The organism is Azospirillum sp. (assembly GCF_050789165.1).
On sequence record NZ_JBOZRT010000060.1, the window covers coordinates 89,140 to 105,059 of the forward strand.

At 71.2% G+C, this 15,920-nt stretch carries 14 protein-coding genes and 1 pseudogene; 6 read left to right on the forward strand and 9 right to left on the reverse strand.

What is annotated here, in order from left to right; genetic code table 11:
* Positions 1-235 precede the first annotated feature (235 nt).
* Positions 236-2,647, forward strand: a complete 2,412-nt coding sequence (locus ACRWK7_RS14500; protein ID WP_431856963.1) for a 7TM-DISM domain-containing protein — start codon at positions 236-238, stop codon at positions 2,645-2,647.
* A gap of 106 nt (positions 2,648-2,753) precedes the next feature.
* On the forward strand, positions 2,754-3,380 hold the full coding sequence (locus ACRWK7_RS14505) for a response regulator transcription factor (RefSeq protein WP_431856976.1): 627 nt from the start codon (positions 2,754-2,756) through the stop codon (positions 3,378-3,380).
* A 55-nt stretch (positions 3,381-3,435) separates the two neighbouring features.
* Here ACRWK7_RS14505 and ACRWK7_RS14510 read toward each other — a convergent pair whose 3' ends face one another.
* The 3 genes from ACRWK7_RS14510 to ACRWK7_RS14520 all read right to left on the reverse strand — a co-directional run bounded on the left by ACRWK7_RS14510 (position 3,436) and on the right by ACRWK7_RS14520 (position 5,766).
* A complete protein-coding gene (locus tag ACRWK7_RS14510) occupies positions 3,436-4,473 on the reverse strand; it encodes an alpha/beta fold hydrolase (RefSeq protein WP_431856964.1) in 1,038 nt (345 codons plus the stop codon).
* Positions 4,474-4,709: 236 nt separating this feature from the next.
* Entirely contained in the window at positions 4,710-5,168 is a 459-nt protein-coding gene (locus ACRWK7_RS14515) for a hypothetical protein (RefSeq protein WP_431856965.1), read from the reverse strand.
* Positions 5,169-5,307: 139 nt separating this feature from the next.
* Complete coding sequence (locus ACRWK7_RS14520) at positions 5,308-5,766, reverse strand: PRC-barrel domain-containing protein (RefSeq protein ID WP_431856966.1); 459 nt, start codon at positions 5,764-5,766, stop codon at positions 5,308-5,310.
* A gap of 117 nt (positions 5,767-5,883) precedes the next feature.
* Here ACRWK7_RS14520 and ACRWK7_RS14525 point away from each other — a divergent pair, with 117 nt between their 5' ends.
* Positions 5,884-6,315 (forward strand): hypothetical protein, encoded by a 432-nt coding sequence (locus tag ACRWK7_RS14525; RefSeq protein ID WP_431856967.1) that lies wholly within the window; start codon positions 5,884-5,886, stop codon positions 6,313-6,315.
* Positions 6,316-6,319: 4 nt separating this feature from the next.
* Here ACRWK7_RS14525 and ACRWK7_RS14530 read toward each other — a convergent pair whose 3' ends face one another.
* The 3 genes from ACRWK7_RS14530 to ACRWK7_RS14540 form a co-directional block, all read right to left on the reverse strand.
* Positions 6,320-8,923 (reverse strand): ATP-binding protein, encoded by a 2,604-nt coding sequence (locus ACRWK7_RS14530; RefSeq protein ID WP_431856968.1) that lies wholly within the window; start codon positions 8,921-8,923, stop codon positions 6,320-6,322.
* 89 nt (positions 8,924-9,012) lie between these two features.
* On the reverse strand, positions 9,013-9,327 hold the full coding sequence (locus tag ACRWK7_RS14535) for a hypothetical protein (RefSeq protein ID WP_431856969.1): 315 nt from the start codon (positions 9,325-9,327) through the stop codon (positions 9,013-9,015).
* Positions 9,324-10,583, reverse strand: coding sequence for a M16 family metallopeptidase (locus tag ACRWK7_RS14540; RefSeq protein ID WP_431856970.1), 1,260 nt, complete (start codon positions 10,581-10,583; stop codon positions 9,324-9,326). Before ACRWK7_RS14540 ends, ACRWK7_RS14535 begins: the two co-directional genes overlap by 4 nt.
* Before the next feature lie 134 nt (positions 10,584-10,717).
* Here ACRWK7_RS14540 and ACRWK7_RS14545 point away from each other — a divergent pair, with 134 nt between their 5' ends.
* Positions 10,718-11,500, forward strand: coding sequence for an MBL fold metallo-hydrolase (locus tag ACRWK7_RS14545; protein ID WP_431856971.1), 783 nt, complete (start codon positions 10,718-10,720; stop codon positions 11,498-11,500).
* Here the strand turns inward: ACRWK7_RS14545 and ACRWK7_RS14550 are convergent.
* Both ACRWK7_RS14550 and ACRWK7_RS14555 read right to left on the reverse strand, forming a co-directional pair.
* Positions 11,497-12,459, reverse strand: a complete 963-nt coding sequence (locus tag ACRWK7_RS14550) for a DUF808 domain-containing protein (RefSeq protein ID WP_431856972.1) — start codon at positions 12,457-12,459, stop codon at positions 11,497-11,499. The genes ACRWK7_RS14545 and ACRWK7_RS14550 overlap by 4 nt on opposite strands.
* A gap of 115 nt (positions 12,460-12,574) precedes the next feature.
* Positions 12,575-13,930 (reverse strand): aspartate aminotransferase family protein, encoded by a 1,356-nt coding sequence (locus ACRWK7_RS14555; RefSeq protein WP_431856973.1) that lies wholly within the window; start codon positions 13,928-13,930, stop codon positions 12,575-12,577.
* Positions 13,931-14,169: 239 nt separating this feature from the next.
* Between ACRWK7_RS14555 and ACRWK7_RS14560 the strand changes: the two genes are divergently transcribed.
* The gene (locus tag ACRWK7_RS14560) at positions 14,170-15,105 is read left to right on the forward strand and encodes a LysR family transcriptional regulator (protein ID WP_431856974.1); all 936 of its coding nucleotides are present in this window, start codon (positions 14,170-14,172) and stop codon (positions 15,103-15,105) included.
* Positions 15,106-15,137: 32 nt separating this feature from the next.
* Positions 15,138-15,614 (forward strand): peptide-methionine (R)-S-oxide reductase MsrB, encoded by a 477-nt coding sequence (msrB, locus tag ACRWK7_RS14565; protein WP_431856975.1) that lies wholly within the window; start codon positions 15,138-15,140, stop codon positions 15,612-15,614.
* An 88-nt stretch (positions 15,615-15,702) separates the two neighbouring features.
* On the opposite strand, the pseudogene ACRWK7_RS14570 reads toward msrB, so the two are convergent.
* A pseudogene (locus tag ACRWK7_RS14570) lies at positions 15,703-15,920 on the reverse strand (bifunctional 4-hydroxy-2-oxoglutarate aldolase/2-dehydro-3-deoxy-phosphogluconate aldolase); the annotation flags it as partial.

Below are 15,920 nucleotides of genomic sequence, written 5' to 3' on the forward strand. Positions count from 1 at the left end.
CCGTCACCGAACAAAATTCGGCATGGTATTATTACGAATTCTATCACGGTCCAAGAATATGACCGAATTCTGACGGGAAGCTGACACGACTTTGCGGATCGTGAGAGTTGGGAATAGTCCGAAGCGGAAACGAATGGTGTCAGCTTCCCCGCTGCCGGTGCGGGCGCGAACCGGAGCGCCAAGGGTTCCAATGACCGACGGCTGCCGGGTCCGTCTCCGATGGTGGATGGTTCTGGTGCTGGCGACCGTCCTGCTGCTCGCCGGAACCCCGGCGCGCGCCGACCGTGTCCTTGCGTTGGGAAACGATCCCGTGGCCGCCGCCGACCACCTGTCGGTGCTGATCGACCCGACCGGCCGGCTGGACATCGACGAGGTGGCCGGCGAGCGCTGGCGCGACGCCTTCGTGCCGGTGGCCGGCAACGTCCGGGCGGGCTACACCAGCGCCACCGCCTGGGTCCGGCTGACGGTGCGGCCGGCGATCACCGCCACGTGGTGGCTGGCCGCCGCCCAGCCCTTCGTCGATTCCGTGGCGCTCTTCGTCCCGGACGGGCAGGGCGGCTGGCGGCTGCACGAGGGCGGCGACACCCGGCCCCTGGCGGAGGCCGCCGTGCCCTACCGGCTGCCGGTGTTCCCGCTGGCCCTGGCCGGCGGGCAGGAGACGACGCTCTACCTGCGCCTGCGCAGCGCCAGCACGCTGTCGGCGGAGCCGGTCTTCTACCCGCCCGAGCGTTTCGCCCACGCCGCCGCCGGGCACGCCCTGTTCGCCGGCGGTATCCTGGCGATCTACCTGATCATCACCCTGAACATCATCTACTACACCCGGCTGCGCGACGTCCTGTACGCCTCCTACTGCGGCTGGATGGCGTCCAACGGCATCTCGTTCTTCGCCATCTTCGGCTACGCGCGCGAGTTCCTGTTCCCCGCCGGGGGATGGATTCCGACCTGGGTGGTGGAGACGTCGATCGTCGTCGCGCTGCCGGTGGGCAGCGTCTTCATCTCGCGCCTCCTCTATCTGCGGCGCAACCACCCCTGGTTCGCGCGCTTCTACGCGCTGGCGACCTGGGTGGGGGTGGGATGCCTGCTGGCGACGCTGGCCGGCTACTTTCCGCAGGTCGCGCTGCTGGTGAACTGGGTGGGCGTGCTGCTCGGCCTGCTGGCGGTGGGGCTGTCGGCGCGTCTGGCGATGCGGGGGTTCCGTCCGGCGTGGCTGTACGCGCTCGCCTTCACCGCCCATCCCTTCGGTCTCGTCGTGGTCACCCTGCGCAACGCCGGGCTGATCGAGCCGGGGCTGCTGGCCGACCACGTCTACGTCATCGCCTCGCTGCTGAACGCGGTGATCCTCGCCGTCGGTCTGCTCGACCGTCTGAACATGGACGCGCGCGTCACGCTGGAGGCCAAGCAGACCGCCCTGGACGCCGCCCTGCGCCACGAGCGCGAACTGGAAACCCGCATCGCCGTCCAGTCCCGCGCGCTGGCCGAGGCCAGCGCCGCCCTGTCGGAGGCGGAGGTCGGGCGGCGGCGGACCGAACAGGCCCTGCAGAAGAGCGAGGCCCTGTTCGAGACGCTGATCACCGCCGCGCCGGTCCCGCTGCTGGTCGCCATCCCGGCCCGCGGCGCCATCGTCTTCGCCAACGAGCGCGCCGCCGCCCTGCTGGGCCGGCCGGTGGCGGAGATTCTGGGGCAGTTGTCGCTCGACCGCCTGCTGCCGGCGTCCGACCTGTCCCGGCTGGACGGGGCGCTGCGGATACAGGAAATCGTGCAGGACCTGGAAACCCGCATCCTGACCGGCCATGCCGCGCCCCTGTGGGGGGCGCTGTCGGCGGCGCGCATCGCCTTCAAGGGCGAGGATGCGCTGATGGTCGGCATCAACGACATCACCACCCGCCGCAAGCTGGAGTTCGCGCTGCTTACGGCGCGCAACCAGGCGGAGGAGTCGCTGGCGCTGGAGCGTGTCCGCATGCAGGAGCAGCGTCAGCTGATCTCCACCACCGCGCACGAGTTCAAGACCCCGCTGGCCATGATCGACCGGGCCGCGCAGATGCTGCAGTTCGACGTCGAGGCCGCCGCCGGCCAGGACGAGCGCACGGCCAAGCGGCTCGACACCGTGCGCGATGCCGTCCGGCGGTTGCGCCGCGTCGTCGACAGCTTCCTGGCCGACGCCGCCCTGGAGGCCGGGCGGCTGCCGGTGGAGATGCGGCCGACGCCCGTGGCGCCGCTGCTGAAGCGGGCGCTGGCGCTGCTCGACGCGCGGGAACCGCCCCGCACGGCGCGCCTGCGCCTGTCCGGCGACGACCTGGTCTGCGAGGCGGACGGGCGCCTGCTGTCCATCGTGCTCGACAACATCCTGGACAACGCCTGCAAGTACTCGCCGCCCGACAGCACCATCGAGCTGGAGGCGCGGCTGGACGGGCCCGACCTGCTGCTGAGCGTCACCGACCACGGCATCGGCGTTCCGGCGGAGGAGCTGGAACTGGTCGGCTCGCGCTTCTTCCGGGCGACCAACGCCACCGGCACGCCGGGAACCGGGCTGGGCCTGAGCACGGCGCGGCAGTTGATCGGGCTTCAGAACGGCACCATCGTCCTGCACAGCCGCCAGGGCGCAGGCACCACGGTCACCATCCGGTTGGGGAGAGGCATCCAGCCATGAGCGAGGGGAAGACGGGTATGAACGCGGACGGCGCACCGGCCATCCTGGTGGTGGAGGACGAGGCTTTCCTGCGCGACACGCTGGTGGAGTTCCTCATCACGCGCGGCTGGCCGCGCGGGATGTCCAGGTCCTGCTGCTGGACGTCAACCTGCCGGACGGCAACGGGCTTACCCTGGCGCGCCGCCTGCGCAGCCAGGCCGGGCTGGATATCGGCATCATCGTGCTGACCTGCCGGGGAACCGTCGCCGACCGTGTCACCGGGCTGGATAGCGGGGCTGACGCCTATCTGGTCAAGGACGCCGACCTGCTGGAGATCGACGCCACCATCCGCAGCGTCCTGCGCCGCCTGCCGCAGGCACCGGCGTCCGCCGCGCCGCCCGTCGCCGCCGGATCCGCGGACCCGGGCCCGGCGCCCACCGGCCCAGCCTCTTCCGACGGGGCCTGGACCTTGACGTCGGCCAGCCCGGTGCTGCAAACGCCGGGCGGCGCGCGGGTCGTGCTGACCGTCAGCGAGCACGCATTCCTGTTGACCCTGCTCGACCGGCGCGGCGAACCAATGACCCGCGAGCAGATCGCCGCCGGCATGGAGCGGCTGCCGGGCTGGTCCCTGCGCAATCTCGACTCCCTGGTCCGGCGGCTTCGATCCAAGATTCGGGAGGTCTGCGGCGAGACGCTGCCCCTGCGCATGGCCTATGGCCGGGGCTACAGCCTGGAGGGCCAGTGGCGCTGCTGAGCGCGCAACGCCGCCCGCCCCGTCGGCATCCGGCGGTCGCGGGCGCCGTCCGCCGTCATGCCGGTGCCGCGTGCTGGGCAGGCTTGGCGCCCGACCCCACGGCCGCCACCGTCTCGATGGCCTCGGCCACCCGTCCGGGCGCCGCGTAATGGACCATGTGCCCCACGCCCGGGAGCACATGGAGCTCGCTGTTGGGGAGCCGCCGGTGGAGCCAGACCGAATGGCTCTCGTGATCGACGATGCGGTCCTCGGTTCCGGTCATGATGACCACGGGCTGGTGCAGGTGGGGCAGCCGATCCCGCAGCGCCCGCGCGGCCTGCATCATCGTGACGCCGTCCTGCGACTCCGCCCTGATCTGCGACGGGCGAACCAGGAGTTCGCCGGGGAAGCGCCGCAGGAAGGACGCCGGCACGGGGCGCGGGGCGAACACCGCCTTGTAGTCCAGCGGCAGCAGCGCGGTTCCGACGAGGGGGGAGAGCGTGTACCGCAGGACATCACCGACCAGGGGGATCGCCGACGGGACGGCCAACGAGACGTCATACCGCAGCGTGGCGGCGTAATAGCCCGCCAGCAGGACCAAGCCTTTCACCCCATCGGGCTGCCTCAGCGCCATCTCCAGAGCGACCAGCGTGCCCCAGGAATGGCCGGCGACCACCGGGTGCTCGATGCCGAGGCGCCGGCACACCTCCCACAGGAGATCGGCCTGCTGGGCCGCCGTCCACGAGGAACCACGCGGTCGCTCGCTGTATCCGTATCCCGGCCGGTCGAAGGCGATGACGCGGTGGCGCACCGCGACGCGGTCGAACACGCCGCTGATCAGGAAGTCCTCGGCGACCACGGCATTGCCGTGGATGAGGACGACCGGCGGCCCCTCGCCCGCTTCGAAGTAATGGAGCCGCACGCCACCCGCCGTGACGAACCGCCCGCCCGGCGGGTGCTCGCGTTCGGCCTTGCGCGCCCGGTAGGTGTTGACGACGGCTGCCGCCGCCAAGGCTGCTGCGGAGGCGGCCAGCAGGGTTCCGGCCCCTGGCAGCGTACGGGATCGCTTCACCGACGTGGCGACCTCGGAGGAGGGGGGGTGAACTCGGCTCACATCGGCCTCCAACGGCTTTCGGCTTGGAACGATCAGGACTGCGCAGCGCAGCTCGTTGTGCTCTGCAGCATGTGCAGGTGATGAACCGAAGCCGATCGGGATGGTTCCCCGGAGCGCCGGCGCTCCCTCCCCAGCACCCCGTGGCCTGCGGAGCAGGGGAGTGGTCACGTGTTCCACCCGAACGGAATCGGCCGGCACCGCTCCCGCGATGCCGGCCGTGATTGGGTGCGTCGGGATCAGCGCTGCTTGGCCAGGATTCCCTGCCCGGCGCTGTTGCCGATGCCGGCGGCGACGTTGGTGCCGACCAGCACGTCGGTGCTGACCAGCGGGCCGCGGCCGGTGAAGTTCAGGCCGACGCGCACGCCGTTGCCCTGGATGCCGCCGACGCTCTGCCCGGCGCTGTTGCCGATCCCCGCGGCCACGTTGGTGGCGGTCCCGACGTTGGTGCTGACCAGCGACCCCGGCCCGCCGCCCTGCACCCCGGTCACCCGCTGCTGCGCCGAGTTGCCGATGCCGGCGGCGAGGTTGGTGGCGTTGCTGACGTTGGTGCTGGCCAAGCCGCCGAAGCCGGGCGCCATCGGCATCGCGCGCGGCGTCAGGGCGGGGGCCCTGCCCTGGTTGATGTTCTGCGCCATGGCCGGAGCCGACAGCAGGGCGAGGGTCGCGAAGCCGGCGAGCAGCGGGGTGCGGATCATGAGGTTCTCCTTGGCTCGGGTCCGAGGCGCGCGGCCCCGGTGCGTTGCGGATGGCCGGACCCTAAGCCGCCAGCCTTCGGCCCGATGTGAGCCACCCCACAGCCGCCCTCACTTTCCCATCCTCATGCCGGCCCCGGCCTCATTTCGGCCGCGTGGCGTTCAGCGAGGTCATGGCGGCGTCGCCCTCGAAGGCGGGCAGCGTCTGCACCTCCTCGCGCGTCAGGCCGGAGACGAACAGCGCGTCGCTGTCCGAGCGCACCTCGACCCGCGACAGCTCGATGGACACGTCCTTGCCGCCGGATCCGGTGGAGACGATCAGCCGCAGCGGCTGCCCGTCCGGGCCAAGCAACACGTCCTCCACCGTGCCGGCCATCTGACCGTCGGTGGTCATGACGCTCTTCTCCAGGAAGTTCTCGGGATGCAGGACGCCGAAGCTCTGGCTGGTCTCGCCCACGGCCGGGCTGGCCGGCGCGGTCGTCGCGTCCGTCCGGGCGGCGTCGGGCTGGGCGGTGTCGGGCTGGGCGGTGTTGGTCTGGGCCTGGGCGCCGCCGGCGATGAGGGCGAGCGCCGCGGTGGCGGCGATGAGGTCGGTTCGCATGGAAGTCCTCCCCGGGGCGTGATGCCCCACAACCGTCAACAGCCCGGCCACGGCAAAGTGGCGGGAACCCGGCGCCCCCGCCGGGGTTCTCCAGGATGGATGTCTATCGGAGGGAGTATGGGCAAGGCATTGGCGGCGGGCGCGGCGCTGGCCGGCGTGGTGATGCTGGCCGGCTGCGCCGACGGGACGCGGACGCAGATGGCGCAGCAGGCGCAGACCGGGCTGGTCGGCATGCCGAAGAGCCGGCTGCTGTCCTGCGCCGGCGTTCCGGCGCGGCAGGCGGCGGCCGAGGGGCGCGAGTACTACACCTACGTCCACGGCTCGGGCTACGGCGGCGGGCCGTCGGCCGGCATCGGCATCGGCGGCGGCAGCGGCAACGTCGGGCTCGGCCTGGGGCTGGGGTTTCCGCTGTTCGGCGGCGGGTCCGGGGGCTATTGCGAGGCGACCTTCGTCCTGCAGAACGACGTGGTGCGGCAGGTCAACTACCCGGCCGGCGCCAGCCTGCCGGACTGCGGCAGCATCGTGCAGAACTGCATGGGCGCGCCGTAACGCGTCAGGCGGCCACGCCTTCCAGCGCGGCGCGTGCTTCGGCCAGGGCCTCGTGCACGGCGCGCACCGGTGGGTCCAGGTCGGCGTCGGGGCTCTGCGCCGCGCGTTGCAGCAGGCGGCAACGCGCCGACAGCGCGGCCAAGCCGATGTTGCCGGCCAGCGAGACCAGCGTGTGCGCCTCGAAGGCGACCTGGGCGCGGTTCCCGGTGTCGGCGAGCCGGGCGACGCGCCGGTCGACTTCGTCCATGGTATCGCGGACGAAGCCGGGCAGCGCGGCCTCGCCGATGCCCTCGGCCAGCGCGCGCAGCGCGGCACGCCTGAGAACCGGCGCCTCCTCGACCGCCGGCGGGGCCTTGACGGAGCGGTTGCCGCCGGTCCAGCGATGGATGGTGGCGAGCAGCGTCGCCGGGTCGACCGGCTTGGTGACGTGGTCGTTCATGCCGGCGTCGAGGCAGGCGCGCAGCTGCTCCGACAGGGCATTGGCGGTCAGCGCGATGATCGGGACCGCGGCCTTCCCGTCCGGCAGCCGGCGGATCGCCGCCGCCGCCTCCAGCCCGTCCATCACCGGCATCTGCAGGTCCATCAGCACGAGGTCGTAGTCGCCGTCGCGCAGCGCGGCCAGCGCCGCGGCGCCGTCCTCGACGATCTCCACCGTGTGTCCGGCCTTCTTCAGCAGGGAGGAGGTGACGATCTGGTTCATCGGCACGTCTTCGGCCAGCAGGATGCGCGTCGGGCGTCCGGCCGGCACGATGCCGGAGAGGCCGGCGGCCTTGCGGTCCTCGACCATGGCGGTCTCGCGGGCGAGCGGCAGCTCGAACCAGAAGCTGCTGCCCCGGCCCGGCTGGCTCTCGAAGCCGATGCGGCCCCCCATCATCTCGGTCAGCTGCTTGCTGATCACCAGCCCGAGGCCGGTGCCGCCGTAGCGCCGCATGCTGACCCGGCCGCCCTGGCTGAAACGCTGGAACAGCCGCGGCTGGTCCTCCTCCGTGACACCGGGGCCGGTGTCGGCGACCGCGAAGCGCAGGATCGGGCGCTCCGCGTCCGGCACCGCGACGCTGGCGGAGAGCCGCACGCTGCCCTCCGCCGTGAACTTGATGGCGTTGCCCAGCAGGTTCAGCAGCACCTGCCGGATGCGCGCCTCGTCGCCGCGCACGAGGCGCGGCAGGTCATCGGCCAGCACCATGTGCAGCAGCAGGCCCTTGCCCGACGCCGCGTTCGACATCAGGTCGCGGCAGTCGCTGAGCATGCGGCCGAGGTCGAAGCCGCGCTCCTCCAGCTTGACCTGCCCGGCCTCCATCTTCGACTGGTCGAGGATGTCGTTGATGATCGCCAGCAGGCCGCGCCCGGCCTCGCGCTGCAGGGTGACGTAGCGGCGCTGCTCCTCGTTGAGCGGGCCGTCGAGCAGCAGGTCGGCGAAGCCGATGACGCCGTTGAGCGGCGTGCGGATCTCGTGGCTCATCGCCGCCAGGAAGTCGGACTTGGCGCGGGTCGCCGCCTCCGCCTGCTCCTTGGACAGGCGCAGGTCGCGCTCGCGCTCGGCCAGCTGCTCCGACATCCGCCGCATCGAGCGGGCGAGCGAGCCGATCTCGTCCGGGGCCGGCCCGACGTCGAGCGGCACGTCGGCGTCGCCGGCGCCGATCCGTTCGGCGGCGCGGCCCAGCCGGCTCATCCAGCGCAGCACGGAGAAGTGCGCCACCGCCCACGCCATGCCGAAGGCGGCCAGCGCGGCGACGCCGAGCAGCGCCAGGCTGCGCACCAGATCCTGCCGCCCCTCGGCGAGGATCGGGTCCAGCGGCAGGCCGACCATCAGGCGCGCGTCGGTGCCGGCGATCTTCTGGGCGCTCCAGATGCGGCGCACGCCGTCGGCGCTGTTCCCTTCGACCAGACCGTCGTCCCCCGTCAGGAGGGCCTGAACCGTCGGCCAGGTGCCGATGTTCCGTCCCGCCCATCCCTCCGGATCCGGATGGCGGGCCAGGATGGTGCCGGCGCTGTCCAGCAGCGCGACGCGCGCCTCGGGATGCTTCACGCGCCGCAGCACGTCGCTCAGCCAGACAAGATCGATGGACACGCCCAGCACCCGGCGCGCCCCGTTGGGCGCGGTGAAGGGCTGGGCGGCGATGATGACCGCCTTGCCCGAGCGCTTGCCGACGATGTAGTCGCTGACCACGAAGTCGCCGGTCTCGACGGCGCGGCGGAAGTAGGGGCGGTCGCCGAGGCTGATGCCGTTGCCGGGGCCGCTGGTGTCGCAGATGATCCGGCCGTCCAGGTCGGTCGCCCAGACGCCGGTCGACCAGGGGTGCAGCTTCGGCATCGTCTTCGAAATGCTGACGCATTCGTCGACGTCGTCCTCGGCGCCGTTGATCGCCGGGACCATGGCCAGCACCGCGAGCAGGCTCCGGGCGTCCCGGATGACCTCCTCCTGCTTCCGGACGCCGCCGTGCGTCAGTTCGCGCGCCAGATCCTTGGCCTCGCGGACCCTGGCATCGATGCTCCGCTCCACGTACCAGACCGCCGCGGCGAAGGGCAGCGCGAGCGCCGCCAGCACCAGGGCGGCGAGGTGCATGCGCAGGCTGTTCAACCGCAGGCGCCGGGCGAGGAAGGAGGGCATGGGTTGGAGCTATTCCGAAAGTACCGGGTCAAGTCATACCATGCCGCCACCCGAAACTCGACAGTCACCCGCCATACGCGCGCTTTGTCTCAGCGCCGATCCTCCAGCACCGTCGGCGGACCCTTGGCGGCGAGGCGGACATGGTCGTGCACCTCGACGATCACCGCGTCGCGCACGCCGACCAGCCGCCATTCGCAGCCGACCTGGTTGCCGGCCGTGAGGTCGGCGGTGAGGCGCGCGGCGAAGCACGCGCGCGCCTCGGCGAGGCTGTCGAAGGCCCCGCACAGGTACCAGACGTCGTTCAGGTAGGTGGGGCCGCGGTAGTTGACGTGGTATTCGGTTTTGCCGAGCTCGTCCGAGGCCTCGCCCTCGGCCTCGGCGGGCGGTTGCGCGTCGGGCGTCATGCCGCCTCCAGCATCCCTTGCATGGCCTCGTACGGCGGCAGCCGGTCGAGAACGCCGACCGCGGACACCGCCATCGGCCCGGAGAAGACCCGGCTGGCCATGGCCGCCACGTCGTCCGGCGTCACCGCGTCGATGCGCGCGAAGATCTGCTCGATGCTGCGGACCTCGCCGGTGCGCAGCAGGGTGCGGGCGAACCGGTCGGCGCGCCGCATGGTCGACTCCAGCGACTTGCCGACCGAGAAGCGCAGCTGCTCCTTCGAGCGCCCCAGCTCCGCCGCGGTGACCCCGTCGCGGACCTTGCGCAGCTCCTCGAAGAAGACGGGGACCAGTTCCTCCGCCTCCTCCGGGCCGGTGCCGGCGTAGAAGCTCAGCGCTCCGCCGTCCACGTACTGCAGCGGCGAGGCGTAGACCGAGTAGACCAGCCCGCGCTTCTCGCGGATCTCCTGGAACAGGCGCGAGGTCATGCCGCCGCCCAGGATGTTGGCGAGGTGGCGCAGTGCGTAGCTGCCCGGATCCTCGGTGCCGACGCCGGGGAAGGCGGCCATGAAGTGCACCTGCTCGGCGTCGCGCTTCAGCAGCGCGGCGCCGCCGCGGCTGGCGACCGGCTCGTGGAACGGCTCGTCCGTGGCCCGGAGGTGGCCGAACATCGCCCCGATCCGGCGCACCACCGTGTCGTGGTCGACGTTGCCCGACACCACGTAGACCATGCGCCGGGGATCGTAGCGGGCGACGTAGTCGAACAGGTGCTCGCGCCCGAAGCCGGCGACGTTCTCGCGCGGGCCCAGGATCGGCCGGCCGAGCGCCTGCCCCTCGAACGCGGTGCGGCGCAGCGCCTCGTAGGCGACGTCCTCCGGCTCGTCGGCGTAGCGACCGATCTCCTGGATCACTACGCCGCGCTCCTTCTCCACCTCGTCCTGCGGGAAGGTGGAGTTCAGCACGATGTCGCCGATGATCTCGCACGACACCTGGACGTGCTTGGCCGCCATCTGGGTGTAGTAGGCGGTGACGTCGTAGTCGGTGTAGGCGTTGAACTCGCCGCCGCGGTTCTCGATCTCCAGCGCGATGGCCAGCGCGTCGCGGCTCCCTGTGCCCTTGAAGATCATGTGCTCCAGGAAATGGGAGATGCCGTTGATCTCCGGCCGCTCGTTGCGGGCGCCGACGCCGACCCACAGGCCGCTGGTGATGGTGCCCAGGTGGGGCAGGTGGTCGGTCAGGATGCGGAAGCCGTTGCTCAGCGTCGTCAGTTGGATGGTCACGCGGTACTCTCCTTGTCGCACGCCCACAAAATCGGGTCGCGGGGCGCCGGGGTCAACCGCCGCGGCCCCTCGACCGGACGCTTTGCGCGCTTAGATCACTGTCCGCGGCTGTCCGAACTGCGGAGGTGCCCTTCATGGCCAAGGTCCTGTCGGTTCTGCTGCTCCTGCTGTTCGGCGCGCCGGCTCTCGCCGATTGCCTGCCGGTCGCGGGCCTGCCGCGCTCCGGACTCGAGCTGGCGAGCCTGCGCGTGGCGCAGGCGCCGTCGGCCGGGACGGTGCGGGTCAGCTTCCTCGGCCACGCCAGCTTCCTGATCGAGACGCCGGGCGGCGTCAGCGCGGTGACCGACTACAACGACCTGTTCCGCCCGCCGGCGACCCCGGACGTGGTCACCATGAACAACGCGCACGTCACCCACTACACCGACTTTCCCGACCCCAACGTGCGCTATGTGCTGCGCGGCTGGGATCCCGGCGGCGGCATGGCGCAGCACGACATCGAGGTGAAGGATCTGCGCGTGCGCAACGTGCCGACCAATGTGCGCGACTTCGCCGGCACGCGGGTGGCCGGCAACTCCATCTTCGTGTTCGAGGCGGCGGGCCTGTGCATCGCCCACCTCGGCCACCTGCACCACGACCTGACGGACCTGCACCTGAAGGAACTGGGGATGATCGACGTGCTGATGGTGCCGGTCGACGGCTCCTTCACCATTGCGCAGGAGGTCATGCAGCGGGTCATCGGCCAGATCGGCCCGGCGGTGGTCATCCCCATGCACTGGTTCAGCGAGCAGCGCCTCGCCCGCTTCCTCGACATGATGCGGCCGACCTACACGGTGGAGATGCGCTCGTCGCCCAGCGCCCTGTTCTCGCGCACGACGCTGCCGCGGCGCACGGTGATCGTGCTGCCCGGCGGGCATTAACTCCGCAGCTTCGCCAGCACCGGCTGCGCAACGTTGTGCACCAGCGGGATGAGCAGCGCGCCCACCGCCAGCCCGAAGACGCCCGACCCGGCGGCCGAGGCGAACCACTCCACCACGCCGCCGGCCGCCGGCACGGCGTGGCCGGCAGCGGCGGCAACCTCGTGGATGGCGTGGCCGATCATCGGCAGGCCGAAGGCCTCCAGCCCGTGGATGATGATGCCGCCGCCGACCCACAGCATCGCCGCGGTGCCGACCACGCTCAGCGCCTTGAGGAACCAGGGCATGCCGACGACCAGGGCGCGGCCGACGGGCCGTGTCATCGGGTAGCGCGCCAGCGCCACGCCGGCGTCGTCCGCCTTCACGATCAGCGCCACCGTGCCGTAGACCACCAGCGTGATGCCGATGCCGACGATGGCGAGGATGATCGCCTGCTCCCAGAACGAGCTTGTGTCGGCGGCCACCGTCGACAGGGTGATCGCCATGATCTCGGCCGACAGGATCAGGTCGGTCTGAATGGCGCCGTTGACCTTCTCGTCCTCCAGCCGCTTGGCGTCGGCCTTCGGCTCGGGCAGGGCGCCGCCGGAGCCATGCGGCTCGGCGTGCGGCCACAGCGCCTCGTAGACCTTCTCCGCCCCCTCGTAGCAGAGGAAGGCGCCGCCGGCCATCAGCAGCGGCGTGATCGCCCAGGGCGCGAACAGGCTGAGCAGCAGCGCCGCCGGCAACAGGTACAGCAGCTTGTTCTTCAGCGAGCCGACGGTGATCTTGGCGATGATCGGCAGCTCGCGGTCGGCGGTGAAGCCCACCACGTAGCGCGGGGTCACGGCGGTGTCGTCCACCACGATTCCCGCCGCCTTGATCCCGGCCTTGGAAACGTGCGCGGCGGTGTCGTCCAGCGAGGCGGCGGCGACCTTCGCCAGTCCGGCGACGTCGTCAAGCAGTGCGATCAACCCGGTGCTCACGCGAAAGGCTCCCTCAAGCGGCGGATGCAGCGCTCAACACCGCACACCGGGGATCGGCTCCCGTCAACAGGAAAGGCCCGGCCGAGAGGCCGGGCCTTTGCGTCGCGTCGTGGTGTCAGGCGGTCGCCTGGATGGCGTCGGCGACGGCGTTCATCAGCGCGTCCAGCTCCGCCGGCTCGGCTATGAAGTGCGGGCCGAACTGCAGCGTGTCGCCGCCGTAGCGGACGTAGAACCCGGCCTTCCAGCACTTCATGGCGATCTCGTACGGCCGGCGCGCCGGCTCGCCGGGCAGCGCGGCGATGGTCACCGCGCCGGCGAGGCCGTAGTTGCGGATGTCGGCGACGTGCTTCAGGCCCTTCAGGCCGTGCAGGGCGTTCTCGAAATGCGGGGCGAGGGCGGCGGCCTTCTCCCACAGCTTCTCGCGCTCGAACAGTTCCAGCGCGGCGAGGCCGGCGGCGCAGGCGACGGGGTGGGCGGAGTAGGTGTAGCCGTGCGGGAACTCCACCATGTACTCCGGCCCGCCGTTGTCCATGAAGGTCTTATAGATGTCGCGGCTGGCGACCACCGCGCCCATCGGCACCGCGCCGTTGGTCAGGCCCTTGGCGACGTTCATGATGTCCGGCACCACGCCGAAGGCGTCGGCGCCGAACCGCGCGCCCATGCGGCCGAAGCCGGTGATCACCTCGTCGAAGATCAGCAGGATGTTGTGCTTGTCGCACAGCGCGCGCAGGCGTTGCAGATAGCCCTTGGGCGGCGGCAGCACGCCGGCCGAGCCGGCCAGCGGCTCGACGATCACCGCGGCGATGTTGGAGGCGTCGTGCAGCGCCACCAGCTCCTCCAGCGCGTCGGCCAGCTCGGCGCCCTCGTCGGGCATCCCCCGGGTGAAGGCGTTCTGCGGCAGCACCGTGTGCGGCAGATGGTCGGCGTCGACGCCCTGGCCGAACAGCTTGCGGTTGGCGCCGATGCCGCCCAGACTGATGCCGCCGAAATTGACGCCGTGATAGCCCTTGGCGCGGCCGATCAGCTTGGTCTTGGCCGGTTGGCCCTTCAGACGCCAGTAGGCGCGCGCCATCTTCAGCGACGTATCCGTCGCCTCCGAGCCGGAGTTGACGAAGAACACGTGGTCGAGCCCGGCCGGCGTCATGGACGCGAGCTTGTGCGCCAGCTTGAAGGCCAGGGGGTGGCCGAACTGGAAGGCCGGGCTGTAGTCCAGCTCGGTCATTTGGCGGGCGACCGCCTCCGCGATCTCGCGCCGTGAATGGCCGGCGCCGCAGCACCACAGGCCGGACAGGCTGTCGTAGATTTTGCGGCCCTCGGCGTCCCAGTACCAGGCGCCCTCGCCGCGCACGATCATGCGCGGGTTGCCCTTGAACTCGCGGTTCGCGGTGAAGGGCATCCAATGGGACTCCAGTTCCTCCGCCGTCAGCCCCGCCGCTCGGTCCGTCACCGTCTTGCTGTCCCAGGGTGCCATCCGTCCGCCCTCCCAACCTTCGAAAAGAGGAGTGTGCACCGGCGCTTGGATGCGGTTAAATCCGGACTGTTCAAACTTCACGTAAGCAAGTGCTTACCTAATGCATCGCACCTTTTCTCCGTCATCCCCGCGAAGGCGGGATCCATGACTGCCAAAGCACGCGGTTGTGGAACGTATGGATCCCCGCCTTCGCGGGGATGACGAGATTGGTGGAGGCATCGGACGTTGGAATGACAATCATGAGCAAACCGGCCCGCGCGCTGGCGGCGGTCAACGACACCGACGTCCGGCTTCTGCGCGTCTTTCGCACGGTGGTGGAGTGCGGGGGCTTCTCCGCCGCCGAGGTCGAGCTGAACATCAGCCGCGCCGCCATCAGCCTGCACATGGCCGACCTGGAAAAGCGGTTGGGCTTGCGGCTGTGCCGGCGCGGCCGGGCGGGGTTCCTGCTGACCGACGACGGCCGGCTGGCCTACGAGGCCACACTGCGCCTGCTCGCCGGGCTGGAGAGCTTCCGCAGCGAGATCAACGCGGCGCACGGGCGGCTGCGCGGCGAACTCAACATCGGCATCACCGACAACCTCGTGACGCTGCCGCAGATGCGCGTCACCAACGCGCTGCGCGCGCTGAAGCGGGCCGGGCCGGAGGTGCGGGTGAACATCCGCATGATCCCGCCCAACGAGGTGGAGCGCGGCGTCCTGGACGGCCGGCTGCACGTCGGCGTGGTGCCGGCGCGGCGCGCCTTGCCGGGGCTGGCGGGCTTCCCGCTGTACCGCGAGGAATCGCGGCTGTACTGCGGCCGGGGACACCCGCTGTTCGACGCGCCGGAGGGGGAGGTGACCCGCGCCGCCGTCGAGGCGGCCGACGCCATCGCGCCGACCCGGGCGCAGCAGCCGCCGGAGGCGGCGGACCTGCAGCAGACGCTGAACACCACGGCCACCGCCACGGATCGCGAGGGCGTGGCGTTCCTGATCATCACCGGCTGCTACGTCGGCTTCCTGCCCACCCACTACGCCCGGCAGTGGGTCGAGCGCGGCGCGATGCGCACGCTGCTGCCGGACACGCACCGCTACAGCCTGGAGTTCCACGCCGTCACCAAGACGGGCGCGCAGCCCAATCTGGTGCTGGAGCGCTTCCTTGAGCTGCTGAAGGCTGGCGAAGCCGACGGCATGCCCTAGATCCAGGGCGTGGCAGCAAGGAATCTCCGCCGATGACGACCTCTCCCTCGGGCTTCGACCTCACCCCGCCGTCGCCGGATCTGCGCCGGCGCCTGGAATCCCGCCTGACCGACGAGGAGCGCGAGGTGCTGCTCCGCCACGGCACCGAGGCGCCGTTCTGCGGCGGGTTGCTCGGCAACAAGGAGCCGGGGACCTACTGCTGCCGGCTCTGCGGCCTGCCGCTGTTCCGCGCCGGCACCAAGTTCGAATCCGGCACCGGCTGGCCGAGCTTCACCGCGCCCTACGAAGAGGGGCACGTGGCGCTGCAGCGCGACACCAGCTACGGCATGGTGCGGGTGGAGACGCTGTGCGGCCGCTGCGGCAGCCATCAGGGGCACGTCTTCCCCGACGGGCCGCCGCCGACCGGCATGCGCTACTGCATCAACTCGATCTCGCTGCGCTTCGTGCCGGACGGCGCGCCGCTGGCGAAGACGGCGGAGGAGTATGAGGAGATGGAGCCCCCTCCCTAACCCTCCCCCGCTTGCGCGGGAGAGGGAACTCCGCCGCTTGGTCGGCAGCCCCCTCTCCCGCGAAGCGGGGGAGGGATGGGGAGGGGGCCTACGCGGCCAGCGCCGCCGCTTCGCGCGCTAGCCGTTCGATCTCACCCCAGCGGCGCTCCTTGACCGCGTCGGCCGGAGTGAGCCACGTGCCGCCCAGCGCGAAGACGTTGGGCAGCGACAGGATCTCGCGGACGTTCTCGGCCTTCAGGCCGCCGGTCGGGCAGAAGCGCACCTCGGGCAGCAGCGGCGCCATGCCGCGCAGCGCCGGGGCGCCGC

What these genes read in the sequence shown, in the direction of transcription:
- ACRWK7_RS14520 (WP_431856966.1), bottom strand. Translation starts at nt 5,766, where the DNA reads ATGCGAACCGACCTCATCGCCGCCACCGCGGCGCTCGCCCTCATCGCC.
- ACRWK7_RS14525 (WP_431856967.1), top strand. Translation starts at nt 5,884, where the DNA reads ATGGGCAAGGCATTGGCGGCGGGCGCGGCGCTGGCCGGCGTGGTGATG.
- ACRWK7_RS14535 (WP_431856969.1), bottom strand. Translation starts at nt 9,327, where the DNA reads ATGACGCCCGACGCGCAACCGCCCGCCGAGGCCGAGGGCGAGGCCTCG.
- msrB (WP_431856975.1), top strand. Translation starts at nt 15,138, where the DNA reads ATGACGACCTCTCCCTCGGGCTTCGACCTCACCCCGCCGTCGCCGGAT.
- ACRWK7_RS14555 (WP_431856973.1), bottom strand. Translation starts at nt 13,930, where the DNA reads ATGGCACCCTGGGACAGCAAGACGGTGACGGACCGAGCGGCGGGGCTG.
- ACRWK7_RS14515 (WP_431856965.1), bottom strand. Translation starts at nt 5,168, where the DNA reads ATGATCCGCACCCCGCTGCTCGCCGGCTTCGCGACCCTCGCCCTGCTG.
- ACRWK7_RS14530 (WP_431856968.1), bottom strand. Translation starts at nt 8,923, where the DNA reads ATGCCCTCCTTCCTCGCCCGGCGCCTGCGGTTGAACAGCCTGCGCATG.
- ACRWK7_RS14545 (WP_431856971.1), top strand. Translation starts at nt 10,718, where the DNA reads ATGGCCAAGGTCCTGTCGGTTCTGCTGCTCCTGCTGTTCGGCGCGCCG.
- ACRWK7_RS14560 (WP_431856974.1), top strand. Translation starts at nt 14,170, where the DNA reads ATGAGCAAACCGGCCCGCGCGCTGGCGGCGGTCAACGACACCGACGTC.